The 25,903-nt window shown below is 72.4% G+C and carries 25 protein-coding genes; 16 read left to right on the forward strand and 9 right to left on the reverse strand.

All coding sequences use genetic code 11. From position 1 onward, the window contains the following. Positions 1–31: 31 nt before the first annotated feature. Positions 32–1,168 (reverse strand): acyltransferase family protein, encoded by a 1,137-nt coding sequence (locus tag NJ376_RS08280; protein ID WP_252952768.1) that lies wholly within the window; start codon positions 1,166–1,168, stop codon positions 32–34. 540 nt (positions 1,169–1,708) lie between these two features. Here NJ376_RS08280 and NJ376_RS08285 point away from each other — a divergent pair. The 6 genes from NJ376_RS08285 to NJ376_RS08310 all read left to right on the forward strand — a co-directional run bounded on the left by NJ376_RS08285 (position 1,709) and on the right by NJ376_RS08310 (position 9,845). Beyond that, positions 1,709–4,150 (forward strand): heavy metal translocating P-type ATPase, encoded by a 2,442-nt coding sequence (locus tag NJ376_RS08285; RefSeq protein ID WP_252952769.1) that lies wholly within the window; start codon positions 1,709–1,711, stop codon positions 4,148–4,150. An 8-nt stretch (positions 4,151–4,158) separates the two neighbouring features. Then, positions 4,159–6,318 carry a protein-disulfide reductase DsbD family protein gene (locus NJ376_RS08290; RefSeq protein WP_252952770.1) on the forward strand — a complete coding sequence of 720 codons (2,160 nt, stop codon included), beginning with the start codon at positions 4,159–4,161 and terminating at the stop codon, positions 6,316–6,318. 536 nt (positions 6,319–6,854) lie between these two features. Next, positions 6,855–8,270 (forward strand): multicopper oxidase family protein, encoded by a 1,416-nt coding sequence (locus NJ376_RS08295; protein WP_252952771.1) that lies wholly within the window; start codon positions 6,855–6,857, stop codon positions 8,268–8,270. Positions 8,271–8,321: 51 nt separating this feature from the next. Beyond that, positions 8,322–8,762, forward strand: coding sequence for a DUF411 domain-containing protein (locus NJ376_RS08300; protein ID WP_252952772.1), 441 nt, complete (start codon positions 8,322–8,324; stop codon positions 8,760–8,762). A gap of 12 nt (positions 8,763–8,774) precedes the next feature. After that, positions 8,775–9,116, forward strand: a complete 342-nt coding sequence (locus NJ376_RS08305; protein WP_252952773.1) for a hypothetical protein — start codon at positions 8,775–8,777, stop codon at positions 9,114–9,116. A gap of 258 nt (positions 9,117–9,374) precedes the next feature. After that, entirely contained in the window at positions 9,375–9,845 is a 471-nt protein-coding gene (locus NJ376_RS08310) for a c-type cytochrome (protein ID WP_252952774.1), read from the forward strand. Positions 9,846–10,245: 400 nt separating this feature from the next. Here NJ376_RS08310 and NJ376_RS08315 read toward each other — a convergent pair whose 3' ends face one another. The 6 genes from NJ376_RS08315 to NJ376_RS08340 all read right to left on the reverse strand — a co-directional run bounded on the left by NJ376_RS08315 (position 10,246) and on the right by NJ376_RS08340 (position 16,352). Next, complete coding sequence (locus NJ376_RS08315; protein WP_252952775.1) at positions 10,246–11,463, reverse strand: MFS transporter; 1,218 nt, start codon at positions 11,461–11,463, stop codon at positions 10,246–10,248. A gap of 26 nt (positions 11,464–11,489) precedes the next feature. After that, complete coding sequence (locus NJ376_RS08320) at positions 11,490–13,949, reverse strand: heavy metal translocating P-type ATPase (RefSeq protein ID WP_252952776.1); 2,460 nt, start codon at positions 13,947–13,949, stop codon at positions 11,490–11,492. Between the two features lie 29 nt (positions 13,950–13,978). Next, complete coding sequence (locus tag NJ376_RS08325) at positions 13,979–14,656, reverse strand: cytochrome c biogenesis protein CcdA (protein WP_252952777.1); 678 nt, start codon at positions 14,654–14,656, stop codon at positions 13,979–13,981. Beyond that, positions 14,653–15,348, reverse strand: coding sequence for a MerR family DNA-binding protein (locus tag NJ376_RS08330; protein ID WP_252952778.1), 696 nt, complete (start codon positions 15,346–15,348; stop codon positions 14,653–14,655). Before NJ376_RS08330 ends, NJ376_RS08325 begins: the two co-directional genes overlap by 4 nt. A gap of 147 nt (positions 15,349–15,495) precedes the next feature. Then, positions 15,496–15,912 carry a FixH family protein gene (locus tag NJ376_RS08335; protein ID WP_252952779.1) on the reverse strand — a complete coding sequence of 139 codons (417 nt, stop codon included), beginning with the start codon at positions 15,910–15,912 and terminating at the stop codon, positions 15,496–15,498. Positions 15,913–16,022: 110 nt separating this feature from the next. After that, positions 16,023–16,352 carry a hypothetical protein gene (locus NJ376_RS08340; protein ID WP_252952780.1) on the reverse strand — a complete coding sequence of 110 codons (330 nt, stop codon included), beginning with the start codon at positions 16,350–16,352 and terminating at the stop codon, positions 16,023–16,025. 661 nt (positions 16,353–17,013) lie between these two features. On the opposite strand from NJ376_RS08340, the gene NJ376_RS08345 reads away from it, so the two are divergent. From NJ376_RS08345 to NJ376_RS08360, 4 genes are all read left to right on the forward strand, one after another. Further along, positions 17,014–17,358: a hypothetical protein gene (locus NJ376_RS08345; protein WP_252952781.1), complete on the forward strand. Its 345-nt coding sequence runs from the start codon at positions 17,014–17,016 to the stop codon at positions 17,356–17,358. 163 nt (positions 17,359–17,521) lie between these two features. Then, positions 17,522–17,860, forward strand: coding sequence for a hypothetical protein (locus NJ376_RS08350; protein ID WP_252952782.1), 339 nt, complete (start codon positions 17,522–17,524; stop codon positions 17,858–17,860). Between the two features lie 61 nt (positions 17,861–17,921). Next, entirely contained in the window at positions 17,922–18,221 is a 300-nt protein-coding gene (locus NJ376_RS08355) for a hypothetical protein (protein WP_252952783.1), read from the forward strand. Between the two features lie 67 nt (positions 18,222–18,288). Next, positions 18,289–18,771, forward strand: a complete 483-nt coding sequence (locus NJ376_RS08360; protein WP_252952784.1) for a hypothetical protein — start codon at positions 18,289–18,291, stop codon at positions 18,769–18,771. Positions 18,772–19,021: 250 nt separating this feature from the next. Here the strand turns inward: NJ376_RS08360 and NJ376_RS08365 are convergent, their stop codons facing one another. After that, positions 19,022–19,534 carry an OsmC family protein gene (locus NJ376_RS08365; RefSeq protein WP_252952785.1) on the reverse strand — a complete coding sequence of 171 codons (513 nt, stop codon included), beginning with the start codon at positions 19,532–19,534 and terminating at the stop codon, positions 19,022–19,024. 333 nt (positions 19,535–19,867) lie between these two features. On the opposite strand from NJ376_RS08365, the gene NJ376_RS08370 reads away from it, so the two are divergent. The 6 genes from NJ376_RS08370 to NJ376_RS08395 all read left to right on the forward strand — a co-directional run bounded on the left by NJ376_RS08370 (position 19,868) and on the right by NJ376_RS08395 (position 24,564). Continuing rightward, a complete protein-coding gene (locus tag NJ376_RS08370) occupies positions 19,868–20,146 on the forward strand; it encodes a hypothetical protein (RefSeq protein WP_252952786.1) in 279 nt (92 codons plus the stop codon). A 70-nt stretch (positions 20,147–20,216) separates the two neighbouring features. Then, positions 20,217–20,831 carry a class I SAM-dependent methyltransferase gene (locus tag NJ376_RS08375; RefSeq protein ID WP_252952787.1) on the forward strand — a complete coding sequence of 205 codons (615 nt, stop codon included), beginning with the start codon at positions 20,217–20,219 and terminating at the stop codon, positions 20,829–20,831. 473 nt (positions 20,832–21,304) lie between these two features. Next, positions 21,305–21,655 (forward strand): hypothetical protein, encoded by a 351-nt coding sequence (locus NJ376_RS08380; RefSeq protein WP_252952788.1) that lies wholly within the window; start codon positions 21,305–21,307, stop codon positions 21,653–21,655. A gap of 481 nt (positions 21,656–22,136) precedes the next feature. Beyond that, complete coding sequence (locus NJ376_RS08385; RefSeq protein ID WP_252952789.1) at positions 22,137–22,463, forward strand: helix-turn-helix domain-containing protein; 327 nt, start codon at positions 22,137–22,139, stop codon at positions 22,461–22,463. Next, positions 22,460–23,737 carry a type II toxin-antitoxin system HipA family toxin gene (locus tag NJ376_RS08390; protein ID WP_252952790.1) on the forward strand — a complete coding sequence of 426 codons (1,278 nt, stop codon included), beginning with the start codon at positions 22,460–22,462 and terminating at the stop codon, positions 23,735–23,737. The genes NJ376_RS08385 and NJ376_RS08390 overlap by 4 nt, the downstream gene beginning before the upstream one ends. Positions 23,738–23,826: 89 nt before the next feature. Then, positions 23,827–24,564, forward strand: a complete 738-nt coding sequence (locus NJ376_RS08395; RefSeq protein WP_252952791.1) for a GNAT family N-acetyltransferase — start codon at positions 23,827–23,829, stop codon at positions 24,562–24,564. 165 nt (positions 24,565–24,729) lie between these two features. Here the strand turns inward: NJ376_RS08395 and NJ376_RS08400 are convergent. Then, positions 24,730–25,903: heavy metal translocating P-type ATPase (locus NJ376_RS08400; RefSeq protein WP_252952792.1), on the reverse strand; the 1,174-nt coding region annotated here is incomplete at its 5' end.

The raw sequence follows: 25,903 nt of genomic DNA on the forward strand, positions 1-25,903 counted from the left end.
GGTGAGCCAAGGAGTCCGGCCCTGGTCATGGTCAGGCCCCAGACCGTTCCGTGGCCGCCCGGGCAAGGCCGAGCGGCGACGGTGCGGCCCGTCGCCGCAGGATCCAGCGCTGGGCAGGCATCTCCACCCAGCGCCAGGCCAGCCAACCGGCCAGCAGTGTGGCCAGGTAGCCCGCCACCATCAGCGCGGCCCGCCCGGGCGGGCCCGGGTCGACCAGCCGCAGCGCCCCGACCACCGCGGCCTCGACGAAGACCCAGCAGAGATAGATGCCGAAGGACGCCTCACCGAGCCGCAGGAGCAGATCCGGCCGCGCGGGTGCCGGGCGGCCGAGGCTCGCCAGCCAGATCGTGGGGACGAGGGCAGCCAGCCCCAGCGCGGCGAGTGCGTCCTGCCCGAGCAGCAGCCCAGCCGGAAGCCCGGCCAGGGCTGGCCAGAGCAGGGCACGGGGCAGTCGGCCCTCGGTCGCGAGCCGACCGAGGGAGAGGCCGATGCCGAACTCCAGGCCGAAGCGCAGCAGCCCGAGATGCAGCGTGTGGTTCAGCGAGGGCGTCGGCCCCCAGCGGGTCAGCAGCCAGAGGCCGAGCAGTCCGCCAGTCGCCACCAGCGCCACGGCCGCGCTCGGCAGCCGCAGCAGGCCGCGCAGCACGAAGGGAAAGGCGAGATAGCCCGCCCATTCCACGGACAGCGCCCAGGACGGGTAGTTCCAGGTGAAGCTCTCGGTCGTCTCCCAGGCGTTCAGCAGAGCGAGCTGCAGCAGGAAGTCGCGGAGGCCAAAGCGGTCCGGGTCACGGATGGTCACGCCCAGCGCGACCGCCACACCCACCAGCAGCGCCAGTGCCAGCAGCGCCAGGGCGTGCAGCGGCCAGATCTTGGCCACGCGCCGCAGCAGGAATTGGCCGATCCCGGCCCGGCCCATTGGCGGCCGCGCCCGGTAGCCGAGCCAGAGGGCGAAGCCCGAGAGCAGGAAGAACCCGTCCACCCCGAGGTAGCCGCGGCGCAGCACCGGCGCGAGCCAGGTGTAGGTCTCGGTCACGTGCAGCGGCAGGTCGAGGTGGTAGAGGATCACCCAGCCGATGAGGAAGAAGCGCAGCCGGGTCAGCCCCGCGTGCCGAGCGCCGCCCCCCTCCGCGGTGCCTGCCGGTTCCGCCGGGCGACCGTCCTGCCCCATGCTCGCTCCTCACGTGATGCAACCCCGAATTGGTCGCCGCATGAGGAACACCGCCTGGACGGGCAAGTCGTTTTGTCGTCAGCAGTTCAGCGCGTCCGGCCCGTCGGGCAGCGCCCTTCCCCTGCTGGACCTCGCCGAACCCTTTGCCAGCGGCCGCGGAACGGGCGCGCCGCCCCTCTCCCGACGGTCGCCACGCCGCGGCGCCCCAGCCCAGCATTCACACTTTGACACACTGAACCGGCCCGCCGGACGGCATCCGGCCGGATTCTCCCGCGAGATCCGGCGGTCCCCGCTTTCCTCGTGGTCACCGCGCAAGCGCCGATCAGGGCCTTCGGGAAGTCTGTGGTGGCAGGCAGATGGCCTCGGCCGCCGCGCAGGTCCACGAGGGCGACCGGGAGGACTGATAACCAAACGGCACGTGTTCAGCCCGGGCGTGTCGCCGTGGCCAAGGCTGGGCGGCGCCCCGCGCGGCGCCCCTTGACCTTGCCATTGTGGGAAGCCCCATCTGATCCGGCAGTTGGAGTTTAGGAGACGGGCGCAATGGACGCTCTGACTGCGGAAGCCGGGACTGCCACGAAGGCCGGGGGCGGTGCCGAGATGGACATCGGCATCGAAGGGATGAGCTGCGCCTCCTGCGTCGGCCGGGTCGAGCGTGCCCTGAAGCGGCTACCCGGCGTCTCCGGCGTCTCGGTGAACCTCGCCACGGAGCGAGCACGGGTCGCCTTCATCGGTGCGCCGGACACGGCGGCGGTGGCCAGGGCCGTGGAGGAGGCGGGATACGCGGTTCCCGCGGCCGAGTTCGACCTGAGCGTCCAGGGCATGACCTGCGCCTCCTGCGTGAGCCGCGTGGAGCGCGCCCTGAAGCTGGTGCCGGGTGTCGTCGGGGCCGAGGTGAACCTGGCCATGGAGCGGGCCCGCGTCACCGCTGCCCGAGGCGCCGTCACAGCCGATCAGCTCGTCGCCGCCGTTCAGAACGCGGGCTACGAGGCCAGTCCGGTGGAGCAGGCGGTCTCCCCGGCGGAGGAGACCGATGCGGCGGCGGCCCGGAGCCGCCGCGACCTGTTCCGCCTCGTGGCCGCGGCCGCACTCTCGGCGCCGCTCCTGCTGAGCATGGCGGGGCACCTGTTCGAAGGCGGGTGGATGCTGCCCGGCTGGGTCGAGTTCGCCCTGGCGACGCCCGTGCAGTTCTGGCTGGGCTGGCGGTTCTACGTGTCCGGGTGGAAGGCCGCGCGGTCCCTCAGCGGCAACATGGACCTGCTGGTCGCCCTGGGCACGACAGCCGCCTGGGGCCTCAGCGTCTATGAGTTGCTGACGGCGCACGGGGATCACGCGCCCGCGCTCTACTTCGAGTCCTCGGCGCTCATCATCACCTTCGTCCTGCTCGGCAAGTGGCTGGAGGCGCGCGCGAAGGGACAGACGGCCTCGGCCATCCGCGCCCTCATGGATCTCCGGCCCGACAAGGCGCGCCTGCGCAGGGGCGGCACCGAAATCGAGGTGCCGCTCGCCGAGGTCCGGGTCGGCGACGTTGTCGTGGTCCGCCCGGGCGAGCGCATCCCGGTGGACGGGCGCGTGGTGGAGGGTGGCGGCAGCGTCGACGAGTCCATGCTGACCGGCGAGAGCCTGCCCGTGGAGAAGGCGCCCGGCGCCAAGGTGACCGGCGGCGCCATCAACGCGGATGGGTTGCTGGTCGTCGAGACCACCGCCATCGGCGCGGAGACCACGCTGGCCAGGATCGTGCGGCTGGTCGAGGGTGCCCAGGCGTCCAAGGCGCCGATCCAGCGCCTGGTGGACCGCGTCAGCGCGGTCTTTGTCCCGGTCGTGCTCGGCATCGCGCTCGTCACCTTCGTCGGCTGGTGGGCGGTCACCGGCGACGCGACGGCGGCCATCCTGAACGCGGTGGCGGTCATGGTCATCGCCTGCCCCTGCGCCCTGGGCTTGGCGACGCCGACCGCCATCATGGTCGGCACCGGCGCCGCGGCCCGGCACGGCATCCTCATCAAGGACGCCGAGGCATTGGAGCGGGCGCACGCGGTCACCACGGTCGCCTTCGACAAGACCGGCACCCTGACCGAGGGGCGCCCCGAGGTGACCGACGTCGCCCCCGCCTATGGGGAAGCGGCGGAGGTCCTCCGCCTGGCCGCCGCGCTCCAGGCGGGGAGCGAACACCCGCTGGCGGCCGCCGTCCGGCACCGGGCCGAGGCCGAGGGCATCCCGCAGGGATCGGCCAAGGACTTCCGCTCCCTCGCCGGGCGGGGCGTCTCGGGCGAGGTCGAGGGGCGCTCGCTCCTGCTCGGCAACCGGCGCCTGCTCGAGGAGAACGGGCTGGCCGGGGACGCGCTCGCCCCGGTGGCCAGGGATCTCGAGGCGTCGGGGCGGACCGTGTCCTGGCTGGCGGAGACGGCGCCGAGCCACCGAATCCTCGGCCTTGTTGCCTTCGGCGACGCCGTCAAGGAGTCGGCCAGGGCCGCCATCGACCGGCTGCACCGCCAGGGCATCGAGACGGTCATGCTGACCGGCGACGGCCGCGGCGCCGCGGCTGCCGCCGCTGGATCGCTGGGCATCGACAGGGTGGTCGCGGAGGTGCTGCCCGAGGGCAAGGCCGAGACGGTCGCCAGGCTGCGCGGCGAGGGCAAGGTGGTCGCCATGGTCGGCGACGGCGTCAACGACGCGCCCGCGCTCGCCGCGGCCGACGTCGGCATCGCCATGGCGACCGGCACCGACGTCGCCATGCACACGGCGGGCGTGACCCTGATGCGCGGCGACCCGGCGCTGGTCGCGGGCGCCATCGACGTGTCGCGACGGACCTACCGCAAGATCCGGCAGGGGCTCTTCTGGGCCTTCGTCTACAACCTCGTCGGCATCCCGCTGGCGGCGCTCGGCCTGCTCAGCCCGGTGGTCGCGGGCGCGGCGATGGCGTTGAGCAGCGTCAGCGTGGTCACGAACGCGCTCCTGCTGCGCGGCTGGAACCCGCGGTCAGAGTAGGGGACCCCATGAGCATCGGAGGAGTGGCGCGCATGGCTGGCGTGTCTCCAAAGGCCGCCTGGCCCTGCTTGGTGACCATCTCGGAAGCTCTGCCGGGCCGCGTGCGCCTGCTCGCCGCGGCGCTCGTCGCCTTCGTCCTGGCGTGGCCCGCCACGGCGCCGCGGGCGGCGAGTGGCCCGTGGGCGTCCGGGGAGACCATGCGCGCCCGCCTGCTCGCGGCGACCGACGCCGCCGGATCCGACAGGGAAATCCGTGCGGGGCTCCAGGTCTCCATGGCTGACGGCTGGGACACCTACTGGCGGTCGCCCGGGGACGCCGGGGCGGCGCCCACGGTGGACTGGTCCGGCTCGGCGAACGTCGCCTCGGTGGACTGGCGCTGGCCCGCGCCCACCCGGTTCACGCTGTTCGGCCTCGAGACCTTCGGCTACCTCGACGAGGTCGTCTTCCCGCTGACCGTCCGCCCCGAGCGGCCGGGCGAGCCGGTCGCGCTCCGGGGCAGGCTCGACATCCTCGTGTGCAGCACCGTCTGCGTCCCCAAGAGCTTGGAGCTCTCGCTCGACCTGCCTGCGGGCACAGCCGCGGGGGACCCGGAGGCGGCCAACCTCATCGCCCGCCACGACGCCCAGGTGCCGGACGACGGCTCGCGGTCCGGGCTCGCGGTGGACGGCGTCGCCGCCGTCCCCGGGAACCCGGCCGCCCTGGAGGTCAGGCTCTCCTCCAGGCAGCCGCTCTCGGCACCGGACGTCATCGTCGAGAGCGACAGGTGGACCTTCGGCAGGCCGGAGGTCTCCTTCGCCCTCGACCGCGGGACCGCGACGGCGCGGCTGCCCGTCACCTCCGGGCCGGACGCGGTCGGCATGCCGGGCAGCGGCGTCACCGTGACCGTGCTGGACGGGCCGCGGGCGGCGGAGATCCGGGGCACGGTCGCGGCGGGCGCCGCGCGAACGGCGTGGGGCGGCCTGCTGCCGTTCCTGGGCCTGGCGCTGCTCGGCGGCCTGGTCCTCAACCTGATGCCCTGCGTCCTGCCGGTGCTCAGCCTCAAGCTGATGGCCGCGCTGCGGCAGCAGGGGCAGGCGCGGCGCCAGGTCCGCCTCGGCTTCCTGGCCACGGCGGCGGGCGTCGTCGCCTCCATGCTCGCCCTCGGCGGCGCGCTGGCCGGGCTCAAGGCCGCCGGGCTCGCCGTCGGCTGGGGCATGCAGTTCCAGCAGCCGATTTTCCTCGTGGGGATGGCGGCCGCCCTCGCCGTCTTCGCGGCGAGCCTCGCCGGGCTGCTCGAGATCCCGCTGCCGTCGCGCTTGACGACCGCGATGGGCCGCGCGGGCGGGGACGGTCTGGTCGGCAGCTTCGCCGCCGGGGCGTTCACCACGGTGCTGGCGACGCCGTGCTCGGCTCCCTTCGTCGGCACGGCGGTCGCCTTCGCGCTGGCGCGGGGCCCGGCCGAGATCCTGGCCATCTTCGGCGCCCTGGGGGCGGGGCTCGCCGCGCCACACCTCCTGGGCGCCACCTTTCCCGGCCTCGTCCGCCTCCTGCCGAGGCCGGGTCGGTGGATGATCGCGCTCCGGCGCGTGCTGGCCGTCGCCCTGGCGGGGACGGCCGCCTGGCTCCTGACCGTGCTGGCGGCCCAGACCTCCTGGGAGACCGCGGGCGCGGTGACCGCCGCGCTGGCGGCACTGGCCGGGGCGCTGGTGCTGCGCCCGCGGATCGGCGCGCCCGCCTCCGCGGCCGTGGTTGCCCTCGCCCTCGCGGGGGCCGGAACCGCGCCCGTCGTGCTCACGGCGGCTCCGCCGCGCGCCGAGGTGACGGCCTGGGCGCCCTTTGACGAGGCGGCCCTGCGGCGCCTGGTGGCCGAGGGCAAGGTGGTCTTCGTGGACGTGACCGCGGACTGGTGTGCCAACTGCAAGGTCAACGACGCCCTGGTCCTGAAGCGGCCCGAGGTTGCGGCGGCCCTGGCCGAGCCTGGCGTCGTCGCCATGCGGGCCGACTGGACCCGCCCGGATGCCCGGATCTCCGACTACCTCGCCAGGAACGACCGCTTCGGCATCCCCTTCAACGCGGTCTACGGCCCGGGTGTCCCGCGGGGCATCGTCCTATCCGAGGTCCTGACCCGCGAGGCGGTGCTGGACGCGCTCCGGCGCGCCCGCGGAGCCGACCTGGTGTCGTCGCGGTGAGGAGGGCCGGGCGGGCATGACCTTGCAGGGCAGACGCCGAGGGACATATCGTCGGGCCATGGGTACGCCCGCCCTTCGGCGCCTGCTGCTGGTCCTGACCGCCCTCGCCTTCGTGCTGGCGACGGCGCTGCCGGGGACCGCGTCGGCGATGCCCATGCCCGGTGGCGCCATGATGGCCGGAGGCCCCGGACAGCCCTGTGGCGACTGCCCGGCCAAGGTGCCTGGCGGTGATGGCGGCACCAAGATGATGCCGTGCAGTGCCCTCGCCTGCTCGGGTGCCGTCGTCGGCCTACCGGCCCCGACGGTCCTGGGCGCGCCCGTCGCTGTCGCGTTCGAGTACGCGGCATGGGCGCCCGCGAGCCAGCGGGGCAGGACGCTCCCGCCCGACCCCTTCCCGCCCAGACCCCTCCCCCTCGTCTAACCGCCGCCCGCCCGTCGCGGGCCGCGGCCGGAGTTCCATGGGTCCGGCCTCCACCGGGCCCGCGCCGCGCACCCGCCCTTATGCGGGCTGCGTCGGCATGACGAGGACAGGGATCATGCCAATCACCACACCGCTGGAGCTTACCCGGCGGCAATTCTGGAAGGCGGGCGGCGCCCTCGCGCTGGCGGGTGCGCTTCCCGCCAGGGGACATGCCGCGACCGCCACGAGCGCGCCCGCTTCCCTGCGGCTGACCGCAGCACCTGCCCGCGCATCGATGGTCGGTGACGACCATCCCGCCACCGCCGTGTGGGCCTACGGCGGCTCGGTCCCCGGACCGGTGCTGCGGGTCCGCCAGGGCGCGCGGTTCCGGGCCGTCGTCGAGAACCGCCTGGACGAGGACACCACCGTGCACTGGCACGGCATCCGCCTGCCCAATGCCATGGACGGCGTGCCGGGGCTCACCCAGCCGCCCATCCGGCCCGGCGCGCGCTTCACTTACGAGTTCACGCCACCCGACGCCGGGACCTTCTGGTACCATCCGCACGACAACAGCCTGGTGCAACAGGGCCGCGGGCTGGCCGGTGCGCTCATCGTCGAGGAGGCCGAGCCGCCCCGGGTCGACCGCGAGCTGCTCTGGGTGATCCAGGACTGGCGGCTGACGCGCGACGCCCAGGTCGCCCTGGGCTTCGGCGGCCGCATGGAGGCGGCCATGGCGGGCCGCCTCGGCAACACGGTCACCGTCAACGGCCGGGTGCCGGACGACGTGCCGGTCCGCGCGGGCGAGCGCGTGCGGCTGCGCATCGTCAACGCGGCGACCGCGCGCATCGTGGCGCTGCGGTTCGAGGGGCACCGGCCCCTCGTGGTCGCCCTCGACGGACAGCCCTGCGAGCCGCACGAGCCCGTGGGCGGGCGGCTGCTGCTCGGCCCCGCCATGCGCGCCGACCTCATCCTGGACATGGCGGACAGGCCGGGGAGCCGCCACGCCGTCATCGACGGCTTCCACGACCGCCTCGCCTACGAGCTCGTCGCCCTCGCCTACGAGCGCGGCGCGCCGCTGCGCGAGCATGCCCTCGACGCGTCGGTGCGCCTGCCCCCCAACCCGCTGCCGCAGCCGGACCTCGCCACGGCGGAGCGGCACGAGCTCGTTCTCCAGGGCGGGATGATGGGCGGCATGGGCATGATGGGCATGCGCGGGGCGGCCTGGGCCATCAACGGCATGTCCATGACCGGCAAGGGGGACACGCACATGCCGCCGCTGCTGAGCCTCGCGCGCCGCCGGACCTGCGTGCTGTCGCTCCGCAACGAGACCGCGTGGTGGCACCCGATGCACCTGCACGGCCACAGCTTCCTGGTGCTGATGCGGAACGGCACCGCGGTGGCCGGGGCGGAATGGGGCGACACGGTGCTGGTCGAGCCGCGCCAGACCGTGGAGGTCGCCTTCGTGGCCGACAACCCGGGCGCCTGGATGCTGCACTGCCACGTCATGGACCACGAGGTCAGCGGCCTGATGGGCGTGCTGCGGGTGGCCTGACCCAGCCCGGAAACCAAACCCAAACCCGAAACCCAAAAAGGAAAACCGATGATGACCTCACTCTCCCGCCGCGCCACCCTGCTGGCGGCCCTTTGCCTCCCGCTGCCTGCGCTGGCGGAGGCGCCCACGCAGGTCACGCTCCACAAGAGCCCGCAATGCGGCTGCTGCGAGGACTACGCGGCCTACCTCCGGCGGAACGGCTTCGCCGTCGACGTCCGGCCGACCCACGACCTGGCGACGATGAGCCGCGAGGCGGGCGTCCCCGAGGAGCTGGATGGCTGCCACATCGCCGTTGTCGAAGGCTACGCCGTCGGGGGCCACGTCCCCGTGGAGGCCATCCGCAGGCTCCTGGCCGAGCGGCCGCCGCTGCGCGCCATCACCCTGCCGGGCATGCCTCTCGGCTCGCCGGGAATGGGGGGAAGGAAGCAGGAGCCGTTCACGATCCGCGCCGTCGCCAAGGACGGCAGCATCAGCGTCTACATGGCGATCTGAGGGGGTCTGCCGATGACAACCCAATCGGACCTCGTTGAAGCGCGCTCGGCGTTCCGCGCTTTCGGCGACCGCCTCCCGCCGGTGCTGCGCGGGCGGCGCGCACTGGCCGTGCTCGGGCTCGCCGTCGTGGCGGCGGGCCTGGCCTGGCAGTGGACCTGGCTCACCGCTATCGGCGTGGCCCCGATCCTGGTCGCCCTGGCTCCCTGCGCCGCGATGTGCGCCCTGGGGCTGTGCATGACCGGAAGGTCGGGCGGGTCGTGCCACGCGGGCGAAGCCCGGACGGAGCCGTGGGCAGCCGAACCCACCCCGCAGACGCCGCACCACGCCCGCGTCACTCGGGCGGGAGGGAGCTGAAGGAGTATGACGATGGCGAGGATTTCGCACGGCCCGCCCACGGGCGGGGCCGCGCTCGGGTCGTGCGATGTCCTGCGTGGATAGGGGGCAGGCCACGATGCAAGGAATGATGGATGGCATGGCCTGGATGATGGGGGGCATGGGACTCGTGTGGCTCCTCGTCGTCGTGCTGCCGGTGCTCGGCGTCGCGGCGCTCGTGAAGTACCTATGGGGGAGCAAGCCGTGACAAGATGGGGCCAGGGACGATGGCGGCGACCTGTGCTGCTCGCCGCCGCCATGCTCTTCGCAGCGGCGGCAGGCGGTGTGGCGCTGCTCTCGGGTTACGGTTGGCCGGACCCGGTACCGGCCGCGATCGATGCCGACGACCCGGTGCAGGTCGCCCTTGGCCGCCGCCTCTACGGCGAGTGGTGCGCGGGGTGCCACGGCGCCAATCTCGAGGGCCAGCCGAACTGGCGGTCCCGCAGGCCCGACGGGAGGCTGCCCGCGCCCCCGCACGATGCCTCGGGGCACACCTGGCACCATGCGGACGGGATGCTGTTCCGGATCACCCGGGACGGCACGTCCGCCGTCGTCGGCGGCGACTACGAGACCGACATGCCGGGCTTCGGGGGCGTGCTCTCGGACACCGAGATCCGCGCGACCCTCGCGTTCATCAAGAGCACCTGGTCGGAGCGCGAACGTGGCGTGCAGGAGCGCCAGAGCCGCCTCGAAAGGGAGGCAGCCCGGTGACCGCCTGCCGACGGGCGCAACCGCCAACCGGCCGCGCCCGGACACATACCGCGCTGCGATGGCGTGGGCATGGGGCTGGTGTGGCTCCTCGGCGCCATGCGGCTGGTGCTCGGCGTTGCGGTGCTTGCGAAGCACCTGCCCTCGGGCCGCTGACCTGATGTGCCGAGGTCGCATGGGCATCTACGAACGCTTCGTCCTGCCCCGCCCGCTCGCGCTCGCCATACGGCACCGGGAGCTCGTGCCCTTCCGCCAGCGGATCGGGCGCGCCGCCACCAGGCGGGTGCTGGAACTGGGCGCCGTCGGACCATGGCGCGCTGCACGATCACCAGGCGGAGATGGACGGGCGGTCCCACCATTGACGTGCGGTGCCGCCCCTGCGCTCCCGTCCATCCCACGGGTTTCAGGCCGCCCGGGGCGGAAGCTCCGACCGGAACAGCGTGATCGACGCCAGGGCCGCGGCCGCCTCCACCGCGGCGAAGGCCCCGAGCGCGGCCCCGAAGCCGAACCGGAGCAACTCCCCGAAGATGAGGCTGCCCAGGCCAAACCCGACGAACAGGGTGAAGACGTTCAACCCCATGGCCTGCCCGGGCCGCTTGCCGCCGAGCGAGGTGACGATGCCCGCGAACAAGGGCTGGGTCATGTCGTAGCCCAGGGAGAGGAGCATCGCGACCACCGGGGCGAGGATCACCGGGAAGCTGACAATCAGGAGCACGGCGGCAAGGGCGCTGAGCGCCAGACCGATGGGCAGCAGCCGGGCGCGGCCCCAGCGATCCGCCGCCCGGCCGATGGCGGACCCGAGCAGGAACCCCGGCACGCCGTATCCGAGCAGCGCCAGGCCGATGCCGACGGGCCCGATCTCGTAGTGCCGCTCGAGATAGACAGCGAGCCAGGTGAAGACGCCCGAGTGGAACACCGAGTTGACGAGGACGTAGCCGTAGGTGCGGCGCCCCCGCGGGGTGCCGAGCAGCTTCCGGTAGCCGCGGAAGAGGTCTCCGAGCGTGCCCGCCACCGGCTGCGCCGAGGCGGCGACGATGCGGCGATAGGGCAGGAACAGGAGCAGGAGACCCGTCCCGGCCGCCCCGACCACGAGGAACAGCCCCTGCCAGCCGACGAATGGAACCACGATGGCGCCCAGCGGCGCGCCGAAGGCCATCCCTCCGGCCATGGCGCCGAACAGCCAGCCGAGCGGGCGGCCGCGCTGCTCGTACGGAAACATGCGGCCGACGAGCGCGAGGCCGAGCGGCACGACGCCACTGGCGCCGAGCCCTGTCAGGATCCGCCACAGGGCGATCTGCTCGATGGAGGCCGCCGTCGCCGTCAGGGCGGTGAGCACCGCGAAGGCCGCCAGCGACGCGGACATGACGCGGTGGATGCCGAGCCGGTCCGCCAGGAGGCCATAGACGAGCGTCGCGATCCCGTAGGGGATCAGGTACGCCGGGACGATGAGCCCGACCCTCTCGACCGACGTCCCGAAGGTGTCCGACAGGGCGGGTATGATCGGCGCGACCATGTAGGCCTGGAAGAAGATGACGAAGGTGGCCGCCGCGAGCATGCGGAGGAGGCGCTCGCGCTCATGTTCATTGGCAGCGCCTGGGACCGGTTGCATCGAATCGCCCACGTTGCTCGTCCCCATCCGTGGCCCGCTCACGCCGCGGTCGGCGTGGCCGCCGTACCTGTCGGTTGCCCGACGCTCGAGATCGCCTCGAAGAACAGCCTGGGCTGGCCCGAGAGCGAGTTGACGAAGATCGCCGTGACGCTGACCGCCATGGCGACCATCGCCCACACCGGGTGGATGAGGCCGGTGGCCGCCACCGGGATGCCGACGCCGTTGAAGGCGAAGGCGAGCGCCACGTTCTGCAACATCTTGCCGTAGCTGCGGCGGCTGACCTCGCGGGCGACGGGCAGGGCCTCCAGGCGGTTCGACAGGATGATGATGTCGGCGGACTCGATGGCGATGTCGGTGCCGCCGCCCATGGCGATGCCGACGTCGGCCTGCATCAGCGCGGGCGCGTCGTTGATGCCGTCGCCCACCATCGCCACCCGGCTCCCGTCGGCTTGCAGGCGGCGCACGGTCTCCGCCTTCTCGTGCGGCAGGACGCCCGCGTGCACCTCCTCGATGCCGAGCTCCGCCGCGACCCGCCGCGCCGCGCGCTCGTTGTCGCCGGTGACCAGGATGAGCGCGACCCCCGCCCGGCGCAGCGCCGCGACCGCCCGCGCCGCGTCCGGCCGGAGCGTGTCACCCAGGGCCACCGCCCCGAGCGCGCGCCCGTCCTGCGCGACCGCAATCACCGTGCGTCCCGCCTCCTCCAGGGCGCCGATCCGCCCGGCGAGGCGCGCCAGGTCGACGCCGCGCTCCACCAGGAAGCGCGGGTTGCCAACGAGGATCTCGCCGCCCCCGATCCGCGCGACGACGCCCTTGCCGGGGATGGCCTCGAAGGATTCCACCTCGGGTGGGACGGCGCCGCGCTCGAAGGCGGCCTTGATGACGGCCTGCGCAAGCGGGTGCTCGGAGGACGCCTCGGCCGCGGCGGCCAGGGCGAGGAGCTCATCCTCCGTTCCCTCGATGGCCTCGATCTCCTGTACGAGCGGGCGCCCCTCGGTGAGTGTGCCGGTCTTGTCGAGCACGATCCGGGTCGCCAGCCGGTAGCCCTGGAACGCCTCGCCGGTGCGCATCAGGATTCCTTGCTCGGCGGCGTCCCCAGCCCCGCGCACGATGGAGAGCGGCGCCGAGATGCCGACCGCGCACGGGTAGCCCATCACCAGCACGCTGAGGCAGGCGAACACCGCCCGCTCCACGTCAGCCTCCCCGGTGGCGAGCCAGGAGCCGACCAGCCAGCCGACGAGGGCGAGCCCGGCGACCACGAGCACGGTCGGCGTGTAGATGCGCAGCACCTGGTCGACGAGGTGCAGGAGGCCGGGCTTCAGCGCCCGCGCGTCCTCGACCTCGCGGACGATCCGGTGCAGGAAGCTGCCCTCGCCGACCGCGGTGGCCTCGACCAGCAACGTGCCGGTGCCGTTGATGGAGCCGCCGATGACGGCGGTGCCCTCCGCCTTCTCGACCGGGATCGGCTCGCCGGTGACGAGGGACTGGTCGACGCCGGAGCGGCCGCCCTCGACCGTGCCGTCCACGGGGATGCGCTCACCCGGGCGGATGCGGACCAGGTCGCCGACCCTGATGTCCTCGAGCGGCAGCTCGACCTCGGCGCCGTCCCGCACGACGCGGGCGGTCTCGGCCTGGAGGTTGAGCAGCTTCTTCACCGCCTGAGAACTGCGCGTCTTGACGATGAGCGAGAGCCACTCGGAGAAGATGTGGTAGGTCGCGACCATCACCGAGACGGCGAAGAACGCCGCCGTCGGATAGCCCGGCCGGTCCAGGACGAGCCCGATGGCGCCGCCGACGAGACCCGCGAAGGCGCCGACCTCGAGCAGGACGTGCTGGTTCAGGATGCCGCGCCGCAACGCCTGGTAGGCCATGACCAGGATGTGCTGCGCGACTCCGAAGACCAGGACCAATGCGAGCGCCGCGACGATCCACGGCCCGACCCGCGTCAGGTAGCCCTGGAGGTTCAGGGTGAGCAGGCTCAGGGCCATGACGGTGAGGCCGCCGATGGCGAGGCTGGCGGTCCAGAGGCTGGTCTTCTTCAGGACCAGGAACACCATCGCGCCGAGGCTGAGGCAGACCAGGGCGGGGAGGTAGCCGATCCAGCCGACCGTCGGGTCGGCGATGATGGGGATGGAGGCGACGCTGAGGGCGACGGCGACCACGAAGCGGCGGCTCTCGCGGACGAGGTCGCGCTCCTCCTCCTCGAAGGTGCGCAGCTTGCGCGGATCGGAGACGGTGTAGCCGATGTCGCGCAGCACCTGGAGTAGCTGCTCGGGGCGCGCCACCTTGGGGTCGTACTCGACGAGCGCCTGCTCGTGCGTGAGGCTGACCGCGACCTTGTCGACGCCGGGCTGGCGCCCGAGCGCCTTCTCGACGGTGCCGGTGCAGAGCGAGCAGTGCAGGCCGCCGATGCGGGCGCGGATGCGCGCCCGGTCCGGCCGGGCGGCGGGCTCCTCCGTCCACGGGCGGAAGCCGGGTTCGGCCGTTGCTGCCGTGGCCATGGTGATCTCCTTGGTGGTTTCGTTGGCGGCTACGGCCCCGCCGGGGCGGACAGGCCAAGCGTGATGGACCAGGCGCCGAGGACGACAAGCAGCAGGCCGGTCCAGACCGGCAGGCGCCGGGACAGCCCCACCAGCCAGTCGAGCGCCCGCCGGGCGGGCGCGACGAGCACCGCGAGGACGAGCGGCAGCGACAGGGCGAGGCCGAACAGCCCCAGGGAGACGAAGCCGCTGGCGAGCGTCGCCCCGGAGGCGCCGCCCGCGGCCGCGGCGCCGAGCAACGCAACGAGCAGCGGGCCAGCGCAGGCGGGTATGTTGAGGCCGAACAGGAGGCCGAGGGCAGCCGAGCCGCGGGTGTCGGACAGGCGGGTGAAGCCCGGCCCCAGGGAGACCATCAGCGTCCCGGAACGGCCCGCGACGTAGAGAAGGCCGATCACCAGGTAGACCGCGCCGAGGGCCACCCAGGCGGCCCGCTGGAAGCCCACAAAGGCGCTGCCCAGCACGACCGCGAGCATGCCCAGGAGGCCGACGAACACGGCGCGGGTGGCCGCGAAGACGCCGACCTGGGCGATCTTGCTGGCCGCGCCCCGGCCCTCCAGGTGCTTGATGACCAGGAGCGTCGAGCCGATGGAGCACGGCTCGACGAAGCCCAGCAGGCCGAGGCCCACCGGGAGGAGCACCAGGCTCGTCAGGGTGGCCCCGTCGGTCACCGGCGCTCGATGACGCGGAAGCCGGGCTTCTGGATCGTTGCGACCAGACGCTCCTCGTCGGTGGCCTGCGGGTCGTAGAGGACGCGGGCCTCGCCGTCGGCGAAGGAGACGGAGGCGGCCTTGACGCCCGGCTCCTTCCCCACAAGCCCTTTGACGGTGTCGGCGCAGCCGTCGCAGCGCAGGCCCTCGATCTTGAAGGTCGCGTTCTTCATCGGTGCATTCCCTTCGTCGCTCGGGTTGGATTGGGACGACGCGCCGTCCCGCCGCCGCCGGGATGCCTGACCTGGGTGCGGCGTCAGCGCGTCCATGATCGAGCACGCCTGTAGGCCGCCACTTCCGGGGCAGACCGCGATCAGCCGCTCCAGCGCGGCACCAATGTCCTGGAGACGCTGGATCTTCCGCCGGACATCATCGAGCTTCGCTGTCGCCCGCTCCCGCACGTCGGAACAGTCGGCGACGGGGTCGGCCCGCAGTGCCAGGAGCTCGTGGATCTCGCGCAGGGAGAAGCCGAGCTCCTGGGCCTCCTTGATGAAGCGGATGCGCTCGACCGTGTCGGCCGGGTACAGCCGCACGCCTGCCCCCATCGGCTTCGGCGGCTGCGCCACCAGGCGCTGCCGCTCGTAGAACCGGATTGTCTCGACACCGACGCCCCCCGCGCGGGCGGCCTTGCCGATGGTGAGTCCTGCCGTCATCCCGTCACCTCGCGCCCAATGTGGGGTCCGTACCTAGGTACGGAATCAAGGGGCAAAATGGCGAGGCCGAGCCGTCAGCCTCCTCAGAAGGCTCTGCGGCTCGACCAGGCGCAGGCACGACACCGCCTCGGCGGAAGGCGACCGGAGCTAGGAGGCGCGAACCCTGACCGTGCCGCGCACGGGCCGCGCCTCGCCCGGCACCCGGGCCGAGAGGGACAGGCTCCACTCGCCCGCCATCGGCAGCTCGGCGCGCAGGCGGTAGACGCCGTTGCCCTCGGCCTCGGCCGGGCCGACCGCGGCCGTCATCCGCCACGTGGTGGTCTTGTATCCGGACATCCACATGCCGAGCCGCTGGCCGTAGATCTCGGCGCCGGTCACCGGCCGGTTGTCCGGCAGACGCACCAGCCGCACGCGCAGCTGGACGCCCGTGTCGCTCGCCCGCACCTGCGAGTCGACCAGCTCGAAGCGGTAGCTCTCGGACGAGGTTTGGAACGCGCTGGCGCAGCCAGCGACCGCGACGGCGAGCGCCGCGGCATGCAGCGGATTGAGAGCGGACTTGAACATCGATTGTTTCCTCTGGAGGCGGCCCGACTGCGGGGCCGAGCCGTCGTTGATCCTGGACAGGGCTTCGGGCCACCGCCGACGCGGTGCGCTCGCGCCCGGCGTCTGGAGGATCAGGCTCGCGGAGGCGGCGGATCCGGCCGCGGCACGGTGCCCGCGAGATCGCTGGCGGGCAGCGGCACCGGCTGCGCGGACCCGGCGGGCCAGGACGCGGGAACCGCCGAAGGCAGGGCGGGCAGCTGCGGGCAGGCCAACCCGCAGGGCGCATTCGGCAGGCAGCGGGGCAGCGCGCTGCCGCAGCACCCGTCGCAGAGTGGCGCGGCGCTGCCCGCGGTGCTGCTGATGCTGGCCAGCGCGGCGGGCAACGCGGACCCGTAGGGGCCGCCGGTCAGAAACGCGGCGGTGACCAGCAGCATCGCCAGGATGCGTTTGGTCCGCGTCATGGCCGAGATTCTATACCCGTGCCGAGGATTTGCGAGCAACTTCACGGCCAACCTGGGCAAGTCGCTGTCGCGCCCTACGATGCTCCCGCCGAAGCATCTCATCTCGCGAAGCTGGGTTTCCGTGCCGCCTCGGTGGCTGCCCGGCCCTATTGACCTTGCCATGTGGGAAGGTCGGATGCTCTGGCCGCGGTCACCCGACCGACATGGAGGAGGTCGTGGCTGACGAGAGGAGGGTCGAGACCTTCAGCACGCGCCGCCCAGCCTGCGCGGTCGGCACGGCCGACCGCGGGCGGTGTTTCCGCTCGGAATGCGCCCGGCGCATCGAGATTGGAAGCATGCGGCATTTCACTCCGCGCAGCCGCAGGTTCAATCTCCCGGCCATCATTGGACGTCGCCTCGCGTCCCGGATGCCCGGCCGCGGCGAGAGGCAACCGGCAGGAGGTTTGCATGAGTGGTTCCGCGGTCGTGCTTGGCGGTTGCGGCCTGCTCGGGCGCCCGCAGTCTCACCCGGTGCCTGGGAGGCGGGTTCATCATGCCAGGCAATCCTGAGCGCATGCTGTCCACCGATCGTACACCCAGCCGCACGGCCGGTTGGTTTGCCCGGCCTCGACGGTCGGCCGACGCCTTGAAAGGCCCGTCCCCGCTGCCCAGGTCCCAAACCATGGTGATTCGCCTCCTCAGGCCCCTGCTCGCCATCCTGGCCGCCATCGCCCTGGTCGGGGCGCCAGCGGCCCAGGCGGTTGCCGCGGTCCCGTGCGGCGCCGTGCACATGACCGTCGTCGACCACCAGGCGTCTACCAGACACGCCCAGACTCCTGTACCCTGCAAGGGAATGACGCCCGCCTGCGTTGACGCGCTCGGCTGCGTCTCCAACAGCTTGGCCGCCCCGGAGAACCCGGCCGGGGGTCCGCTGACCTGGACCCCGACCATCTACTGGGCTGGCGCCGACGCGCGCGAGGGACGGTCAATCGAACCCGCCCTCGATCCCCCCATCCCGTTCACCTGATTGCCGAAGCCGCCCGCTCGGGTGGCTTCGATCGGCCGCTCTCCGCCTGGTTTGGCGCGACGCCCAGTCCACGCGGATGCCGCAGGCCGAGACGCGTCACCGGTCCTCCGGAACGTGTCCTCCCACATGCCGTGCACAGCGGCACAACGAACGGAACTGAAAGATGAACACCTCCAGCCCCTCACGGGATCTTGCCCTAACCACGGGCCTTCCGCCCGACGAAGGCGTCCAGCAGCATCGACTGGCCGCCACCTGGGCCCGCGCCCCGGCGTTCCTGCAGGGACGCAGTGGTCTGCTCATGCTTGCAGCCGTGCTCGCGGCGACTGGCCTTCTTGCCGGATCGACGTGGCTCGGCACGGCGGCGGTTCTCCCGCTGCTCTATGCCCTGCCCTGCGCCGCGATGATGGCGATGTGCATGAAGGGCCACGGCGGCTCCGATGGGAACGCCTCGGCCAGGCCGGGCGCCGCCGCCGGTGGTTCCCAATCCAGCCTGCCCCAGTGAGCGGAGCGACGCTGGTTTCACGGGCGCCGTCGGCGCCACAATCAACGGAAGGAAATTCGATATGACGACGAAGCGCATCCCGATGGCCGCCGCGGCGGCCCTGCTCGCCACCGCCCTCGGCGCGACCGTGGCCCTCGCGCAAGGGAACCAGGCCCAGACACCGCAGGCTCCGGCGCCGCAGCAGGCGCCCGCGCCCGACCAGGGCATGATGGGACGGGGCGGCATGATGGGGATGATGAACATGATGGGTCAGATGGATCCGGCGCAAATGAACCGCATGATGGAGAACTGCAACCGGATGATGGAGGGCATGCAGCGCTCCCCGTCCGCCCCGCGCGACACGCAGCCCGGCCACGGGTGACCGAATGGGTCCCGTCGTCCGATGAGTGGGCGGCGGGACTCCCACGCCTTGAGGAAGACCGTCATCCGTGACTGGCGTCCCGAACTGGCTCGCCGCATTGCGCGCTTACCTGCTGACCGTCGTTGCGGGCGACCTCGTGTGGGAGGCGGCCCACCTCCCGCTCTACACGCTATGGCGGACTGGGACCACGGGCGAGAAGCTGTTCGCGGTCGTCCACTGCACCCTCGGCGACCTTCTCATTGCGCTTGCCTCGCTGACCCTCGGCCTCGTGCTCGTCGGGCACCGGGACTGGCCCGTCCGGCGGTTGGGGGCGGTCGGCGCGCTCACCATGGCGTTCGGGCTCGGCTACACCACCTTCAGCGAGTGGCTGAACATCGTCGTCCGCGAGAGCTGGGCCTACTCCGACCTGATGCCGGTGGTGCCGGTCCTCGGCTTCGACGTCGGCGTCTCGCCCCTGCTGCAATGGCTCGTCGTGCCCGCGCTGGCCCTGCACTCGGCCCACCGCGCGGGCGCGGCGCGATGGGCGACCACGCAAGGGGTGGCGGGATGACAGTCGAGGGGCTCCTTGCTACCAGAGCAGGAAGAGGAGGGAGCCGATCAGCCTTCGGTCTGCAGCGGCTTCAGGGCCGTCGTGACCGTCAACGCCAATAGTGCAAATGCCCGGCCCCGCCTGGTGCGGGACCCTGCCCGCCGGACCGCGACACGCATCGGTCGCAAGGGCGGGCAGTGGCCCAACCGCTGCCTGCGAGCGATCGAGGCGCAGCCGTAGGCCCGCTGCCCCGCGCTGCGGGGGCCGAAGCTCAGCGGAGCTCGATCCCCACGGGCTGGATGCCGCCGCCCCGGATCGTGCACGTGACCGGCGCGTGCGCTTCGGCCCAACGGACAAGTTCGACCAGCGTGTCGTCGGGGACGCCCTCCGCGCCGATCCTCACGCGCGTGCGGAGGTCGGTCATCGCGGCCGACACGGCCTCGTCGAGGCCCAGCATGCCCCGCGCGTCGCCGCCGCTCGTCACGCTCACCTCCAGCAGGTCGAGCGCAATCCCGAGCTGGGCGGCGCGCATGGCGATAACCGTCGCGGTGCAGGACGCGATCGCGCTCCGCAGGAGCCAGCCCGGGCTGGGCGCGGAGGCACCCCCACCCATGGCGGACGGCATGTCGGTGCGGAGCTCGCCGGAAGGACCGCTGATCCGGCACACCAAACCGTTCTCGAGGACCGCGGTCACGGCCGGACTGGCGGCCCTCGCCTTCGCCGGATCCTTGGAGAAAATTCTCGCGGTCCTCTCGAGGGCGCTGCGAACTTCGACCGTCGACATGGGGCTGGCTCCGTTCAGTCATTCGCTTCAGCGGCGGAGAAGATGACCGGGTCCCGGGCGGCGCCAGGGACGGCGTGGCGTTCCCCTATGGACGGTGCGGCGACAGATGGACACCGCCGCCCCGCCGGAACATGGCTGCCGTTGAACCACACCAGCACCGGCGGGGGAAGTGCCGGGCGCTGCCTGCGGCCGGAGTCACCGGGACGCTCGCGATGACCGCGCTGCATGGACTCGATGCCACCCGACCACCGCGCGTGGGATCAGAGGAATGGCGGAGCCGGTGCTTCGGCAACACCGGACAGACGGGAGAGAAACACGATGCACGGAAAGCACATGGACGCTCGCCTCGTGCGGCGACGGGGTTCGGCGTCTCGTGCCGCGCTGGTCCTGTCGATCTCGGGCCTGCTGCTGGTGGGATGCAGCGGGACGCTGCCCGGAACCGTTGGCGGCGCCAGCAGGCCGGTGACCACTGCCGACGCTTCCGGCCAGGAGATCGGCCAGGGCCCCTGGTCGCCGTCGTTGGCGCGCGCGCGTGGCATACCAAGCCCGCTCGGCCCGGGCGGCCGCCTCGGCATTTGGCCGGGACGGGAGCGCCCCGTCGCACCGCTGTGACCGTCGGCGGCCTTCTCGCCGCCGCGTTCGACTTGCCCCCTGGAGCCAGAACCTGGACGGAGGGGCCGCCATGGGTGTTTACGAACGCTTCGTCCTGCCTCGCCTGCTCGCGCTCGCCATGCGGCACAGGGAGCTCGTGCCCTTCCGCCAGCGGGTCGGGCGCGCCGCCGCGGGGCGGGTGCTGGAGCTCGGCATCGGCTCCGGCCTGAACCTTGGATTCTACGGGTCGGACGTGACCTCGGTGGTCGGCGTCGACCCGTCGCCCGCGCTCCTCCGGATGGCGGAGGACCGATCCCGGGGAGCATCGTTCCCCGTCGAGCTCGTCGAGGCGTCGAGCGAGCGACTGCCCCTGGAGGACCGCAGCGCCGACATCGTGGTGACCACCTGGACGATGTGCAGCGTCGGCGACGCCGTCCAGGCTCTGCGGGAGGCGCGCCGCGTCCTGCGGCCCGGCGGCGCGCTGCTGTTCGTGGAGCACGGCCGCGCGCCCGATCCGCGCGTCCGCTGGTGGCAGGACCGGCTCACGCCCACCTGGCGGCGCGTCGCCGGGGGTTGCCACCTGAACCGAAAGATGGACGACCTCGTCCTGGCGGCAGGGTTCCGGCTGGATGACCTCAGGACCGGCTACGTGCGCGGGCCGAGGCCGCTCACGTTCATGTACGAGGGCCGCGCCCGGCCCCGCTGACGATCTCGGCAACTCTTCGGCGGCCTGCCACCGCCGCGAGGTACGCCTCGGCCAGCGGCGAGCCCGGTGCCGCGTCGGCGCAGAGCGCCTCGATGGCCTGCAGCAGGTGCTCGGCCGCATCTAACCGGCCCTCGTTCAGGGCCTGCTGGAGAGCCGTTAGAACCCGGTCCTCCAGTCTTCGGGGAGTTGGCATCTCCGCCTCCGCATTCGCCAGGGCTTCGAGCGCCGCCCAGCCGCGACCGTGCGCCCTGCACTGGTGGGAAGGTCAAGCCGTGATTCGACGTCTGCCCTCGCGGACGCCCAGGAGGGGCCGCTTTCATACTTTGTCACACAGGACCGGCGCTCCGGATGGAGGCGTCCCGCGTCTTCCCGTCTACCGTGGCGCCTGGCCGCGTCGCGACGGGCCGTCGGCGCCCGCCCGCGCCGCGGCCGACAGGCGACGGCGGATACGGCAACGAAGGAGACACGCCGGGATGATCGACACCACGACGCTTCGCCGCACCGGCCTCGCGCTGGCGCTGGGCCTCTCGCTCGCGGCCTGCGCCCAGCAGCCGAGCCCGCCTGCGGCGCAGCAGACCGGCGGCATGTCCGGGATGGGCATGCAGGGACACAGCATGTCCGGGATGTCAGGCATGCAGGGCCATGACATGCGCGGGATGAACATGCAGCAGATGGCGGCCCACTGCGCCCAGATGCGTCAGCAGATGCGGCCGGGCGCCACCATGAGCCCTGACATGCAGGCGATGATTTCGCACTGCGACCAGATGCACCCGCAGGCGGGTGCCGCCGGAACCGCGCCTGCGGCGGGCCAGCACAGGCACTGACCGGTTGGGCGGGAGCGGTGTGAGCCGCTCCCAGTCACACGCCGAACCCCGGGGCCATGGCCAGCGCCGCGACAGTCGGGCTGAGCCGCACCGATGAACGGGTAGAGCACGCCCGCCGCGAACGGCACCCCGGCCGCGCCGAGGGCAGTGCCAAGACGGCCTCGGACCGGCCATGAGTCGGACCTGCCCTGAGCAAGGCGTTCCTGCGGAGGTAGCGCGGAGAATCCCGTCGGCGCGTCCGTGCAACGGGCGAGGTCTCGCCGGACCGAGCCGCGCCGAGCACGGCATCCAGCTTGGTCCGGAGTTCGGACTCCCGGATGCTCGTCGCCTCTGCGGCGCCCGGCCCCGGTGGCCGTGGAACTCGCCCCCACAAGGCGGGGAAGTCGTCCTTCATGGTTGCCCGCCGGGTAGAACCCTTGACTTAATGGTAGCTTGAGAGCACATTATACGCCGCAGCGTCCACCCAAGCTGGCATTAGCTCATGGCAACCCCCCACACACCGACCCTTGGCGCGAGGCGAGCCATCCGCAAGCTCGGATCCGACCTGCGCAGGGCACGGCTGCGGCGCCATCTGCCGATGGAGGTGGTCGCGGAACGCGCCTTCATCTCGCGGGGCACCCTGGCGCGCGTCGAGCACGGGGATCCCGCCGTGTCGTTCGGGATCTATGCGTCGGTGCTGCAGGCCCTGGGGCTGATCGGCCCGCTCGCTGACCTGGCCGCTGACGATCCGGTCGGGGCGGACCTGGCCGACGAGCAGCTGCCCAAGCGCGTCCGCGCGAAGAGGGTGGCGGAGGCCCCCGGCCGATGAACGAGGGGGAGATCGAGGTTCACGCCGAACTCGCCGGGAGGACCCACCTGGTTGGAATCCTGCGGGTGATGGCCCGCAGCGGCCGGAACAGCGCCACCTTCATCTACGACGACGGCTGGAGGGGCGTGGCGGGACATTTCTCGCTCGAGCCCTCGATGGCGGTGGGCCGCGGCGTCTTCGCCCCGGACAAGGGGCGCGACATGTTCGCGTCGATCGGGGACTCCGCTCCGGATACCTGGGGCCGTCGGCTCATGCAGCGCATGGAGCGGAAGACCGCGAAGCGGCAGAACCGGGCGGTCCGGACGCTCACCGAGGCGGATTACCTGCTCGGGGTGGCCGACGTGGCCCGTCTCGGGGCGCTGCGGTTCCGCCGGGTCGGCCAGGACGCGTTCCAATCCCCGCTTCGGGAGAACGGCGTGCCGCCCTTCATCGAGCTCCCGCGCCTGCTGTCGGTCACCGAGCGGGTCCTGCGGGACGAGGAAACGGACGACGACCTCCTTCTCCTCTTCGCGCCCGGTTCGTCGCTGGGCGGCGCCCGGCCGAAGGCGTCGGTGGCCGACAAGGACGGGCACCTCGCCATTGCCAAGTTCCCCAACGACGACGACTACTCGATCGAGACCTGGGAGGAGGTCGCCCTCCGGCTGGCGGGCAAGGCGGGCATCCGCACGGCGGAGCACCGCCTCGAGCGGGTGGCCCGGAAGCCGGTCCTGGTGTCCCGCCGCTTTGACCGGGACGCCGCGGGGCACCGCGTCCCCTTCCTCTCGGCGATGTCGATGGTGAACCTCGTGGGCGGGGGCCGGGGCAGCTACCCGGAACTCGTGGACGTGCTGCGCACCCACGGATCCGACACGGACGCCGACGCGGAGGAGCTTTTCCGGCGCATGGTGTTCAACATCCTCGTCTCCAACGTCGACGACCACCTGCGCAACCACGGCTTCCTGTGGACCGGCGAGACAGGGTGGCGGCTGTCCCCTGCCTACGACCTCAACCCGGTCCCGGTGGACGTGAAGGCGCACATCCTGTCGACGAACATCAGCCTTGACGAAGGCACCTGCTCGATTGAGCTGGCGCGCGAGAACGCCGAATACTTCGGCGTGTCCGCCGCCCGCGCCGACGAGATCGTGGGCGAGGTGGCGGCTGCCACGTCGCAGTGGCGGGACGTCGCCGCCTCTCTCAGGATCAAGGCATCCGAGATCGATCGCATGTCCACAGCCTTCGAGCATGACGAGTTGCAGCTCGCCCTGAGCGGCCGAGTGTCGGTGCCGGTAAGGTAGGGGCGCGTGCCGCCAAGGGCGTGGAGCATGACCGGCGGACGATGCCCGCGTCGGGCGGCCTCCGCTCGAACCTGGATGGGAGATGCCGCATGACCGTCACCGTCGCCCAAGCCACGCGCTCCAACCTCAACGAGATCCTGCGCTGGCTGAAGCAGGAGGACGAGGAGACGGGCGAAGGCTTCTGGTGCAACCGGACCGTGGTCGAGAGCTGCCACCGCGACGGCGAGCTTCTCGTGCTCCGCGAGGACGGCGAGGCCGTCGCCTTCCTCGCGGGCCGGGTCTGGGTGCCGGACATCCTCGAGGTCCGGCCGGACCGACGGGGCCGCGGCCACGGCCGCCTGCTCGCCGAACACGTCGTCGCCGAGGCGAGCCGGATCGGCGACTGCCTCCTGCGGATCGAGTGCCAGCCCGCGTCGTCCATCCCGTTCTGGGAAAGGATGGGCTTTCGGCTGTACCGCGACGACGAGGAGGCCCGCATCCTGGGCGGTCATGCCTACCGGGTGCTTGGCCGGACGCATGCCCGGCCCGAGGGGCCTGCGGTGGCGGTCGAGGTGGAGCTCTACCCCGAGGCGAGGAGCTGGAACCCTGCCGTGAGACCCCTCCTGTCGAGGCGCCTCGAAGCGGCCCGGCGGGAAGACGGCCGCCTCCAGCTCCCGGAGCGGGTCGTTCTCTTCTCGCCGGACGTGCCACGGCCTCCGGAAAGCTTCGTCCGGATCGCAATCGACGGCCAGGACGTGTTCCTGGACAAGGCCAAGCGGGACGAGGCTAAGGCCGTCGGCGTGGAAAGGGACCCCGGGGGAACCTACTACGTCGACGCGTTACGCTGACCTTCCTCGCCCGTAGCCCACCTCGCTCACGGCACCGCAGCTTGATGTCGAGCACCGACCGGGCGCTGGAGAGCCGGGCGAGAGCGCTGCCCCCACGCTGCTTTCGCGGAGGCCCACGGGCGGATCCACGGGGAGCGGCCCAGGCCGCTCCCAGTCGCCAGCCGACTACAGTCGCACCGTCCGCAGCCGCAGCGAGTTGCCGATGACGGACACCGAGCTCAGCGCCATGGCCAACGCGGCGACGATCGGGCTGAGCAGGATGCCGAGGAACGGGTAGAGCACGCCCGCCGCGAGCGGCACCCCCGCCGCGTTGTAGACGAAGGCGAAGAACAGGTTCTGGCGGATGTTGCGCATCACCGCGCGCGACAGGTGCCGCGCCCGCGCGATGCCAGCCAGGTCGCCCTTCACCAAGGTCACGCCCGCGCTCTGCATGGCCACGTCGGTGCCGGTGCCCATCGCGATGCCGACGTCGGCCTCGGCGAGAGCTGGCGCATCATTGACCCCGTCGCCCGCCATGGCGACGACCTTCCCCTTCGCGCGGAGTTCCCGGACGATGCGATGCTTGTCCTCGGGCAGGACGTCGCCCTGGAACTCGTCGATGCCCAGCTTCCGAGCGACCGCCTCGGCCGTGGTGCGGTTGTCGCCGGTCAGCATGACGATGTGGATGCCAGCGGCCCTCAGGCTCTCCAGCGCCGCTGGCGTGGTCTGCTTGATGGGGTCGGCGACCGCGATGACACCGCCCGGCTTGCCGTCCACGGCCAGGAACAGCGCCGTGCCGCCCTCGCGCCGCAGCTCGTCCGCCTTGGCGGCCAGCTCGCCCAGATCCACCCCGAGTTCCTGCATCAGCCGCGCGTTGCCGAGCGCGACGTGGCGTCCCTCCACCGTGCCGGTCACCCCCTTGCCGGTGACGGAGGCGAAGTCGGCAGGCTCCCCAAAGGCCATGCCGCGTTCCCTTGCCGCGGCGACGACGGCGGCCGCCAGCGGGTGCTCGCTGGACCGCTCCAGGCTGGCTGCGAGCGGCAGGATCTCGACCTCGGTCAGCCCCGGCGCCGGAACCACGGCCACGACCTTGGGCTTGCCCACGGTCAGCGTGCCGGTCTTGTCCACGACCAGCGTGTCGACCTTCTCCATGTGCTCGAGCGCCTCGGCGTTCTTGATGAGCACCCCGGCTCCGGCGCCCTTGCCGACGCCAACCATGATGCTCATGGGCGTCGCCAGCCCCAGCGCGCAGGGGCAGGCGATGATGAGCACCGACACCGCCGCGATCAGCCCGTAGGAAAGCGCCGGGCTCGGCCCCCAGACGGCCCAGGCGATGAAGGCCAGCCCCGCGACTGCGATG

The organism is Siccirubricoccus soli (assembly GCF_024178315.1).
Lineage (GTDB): Bacteria > Pseudomonadota > Alphaproteobacteria > Acetobacterales > Acetobacteraceae > Siccirubricoccus > Siccirubricoccus soli.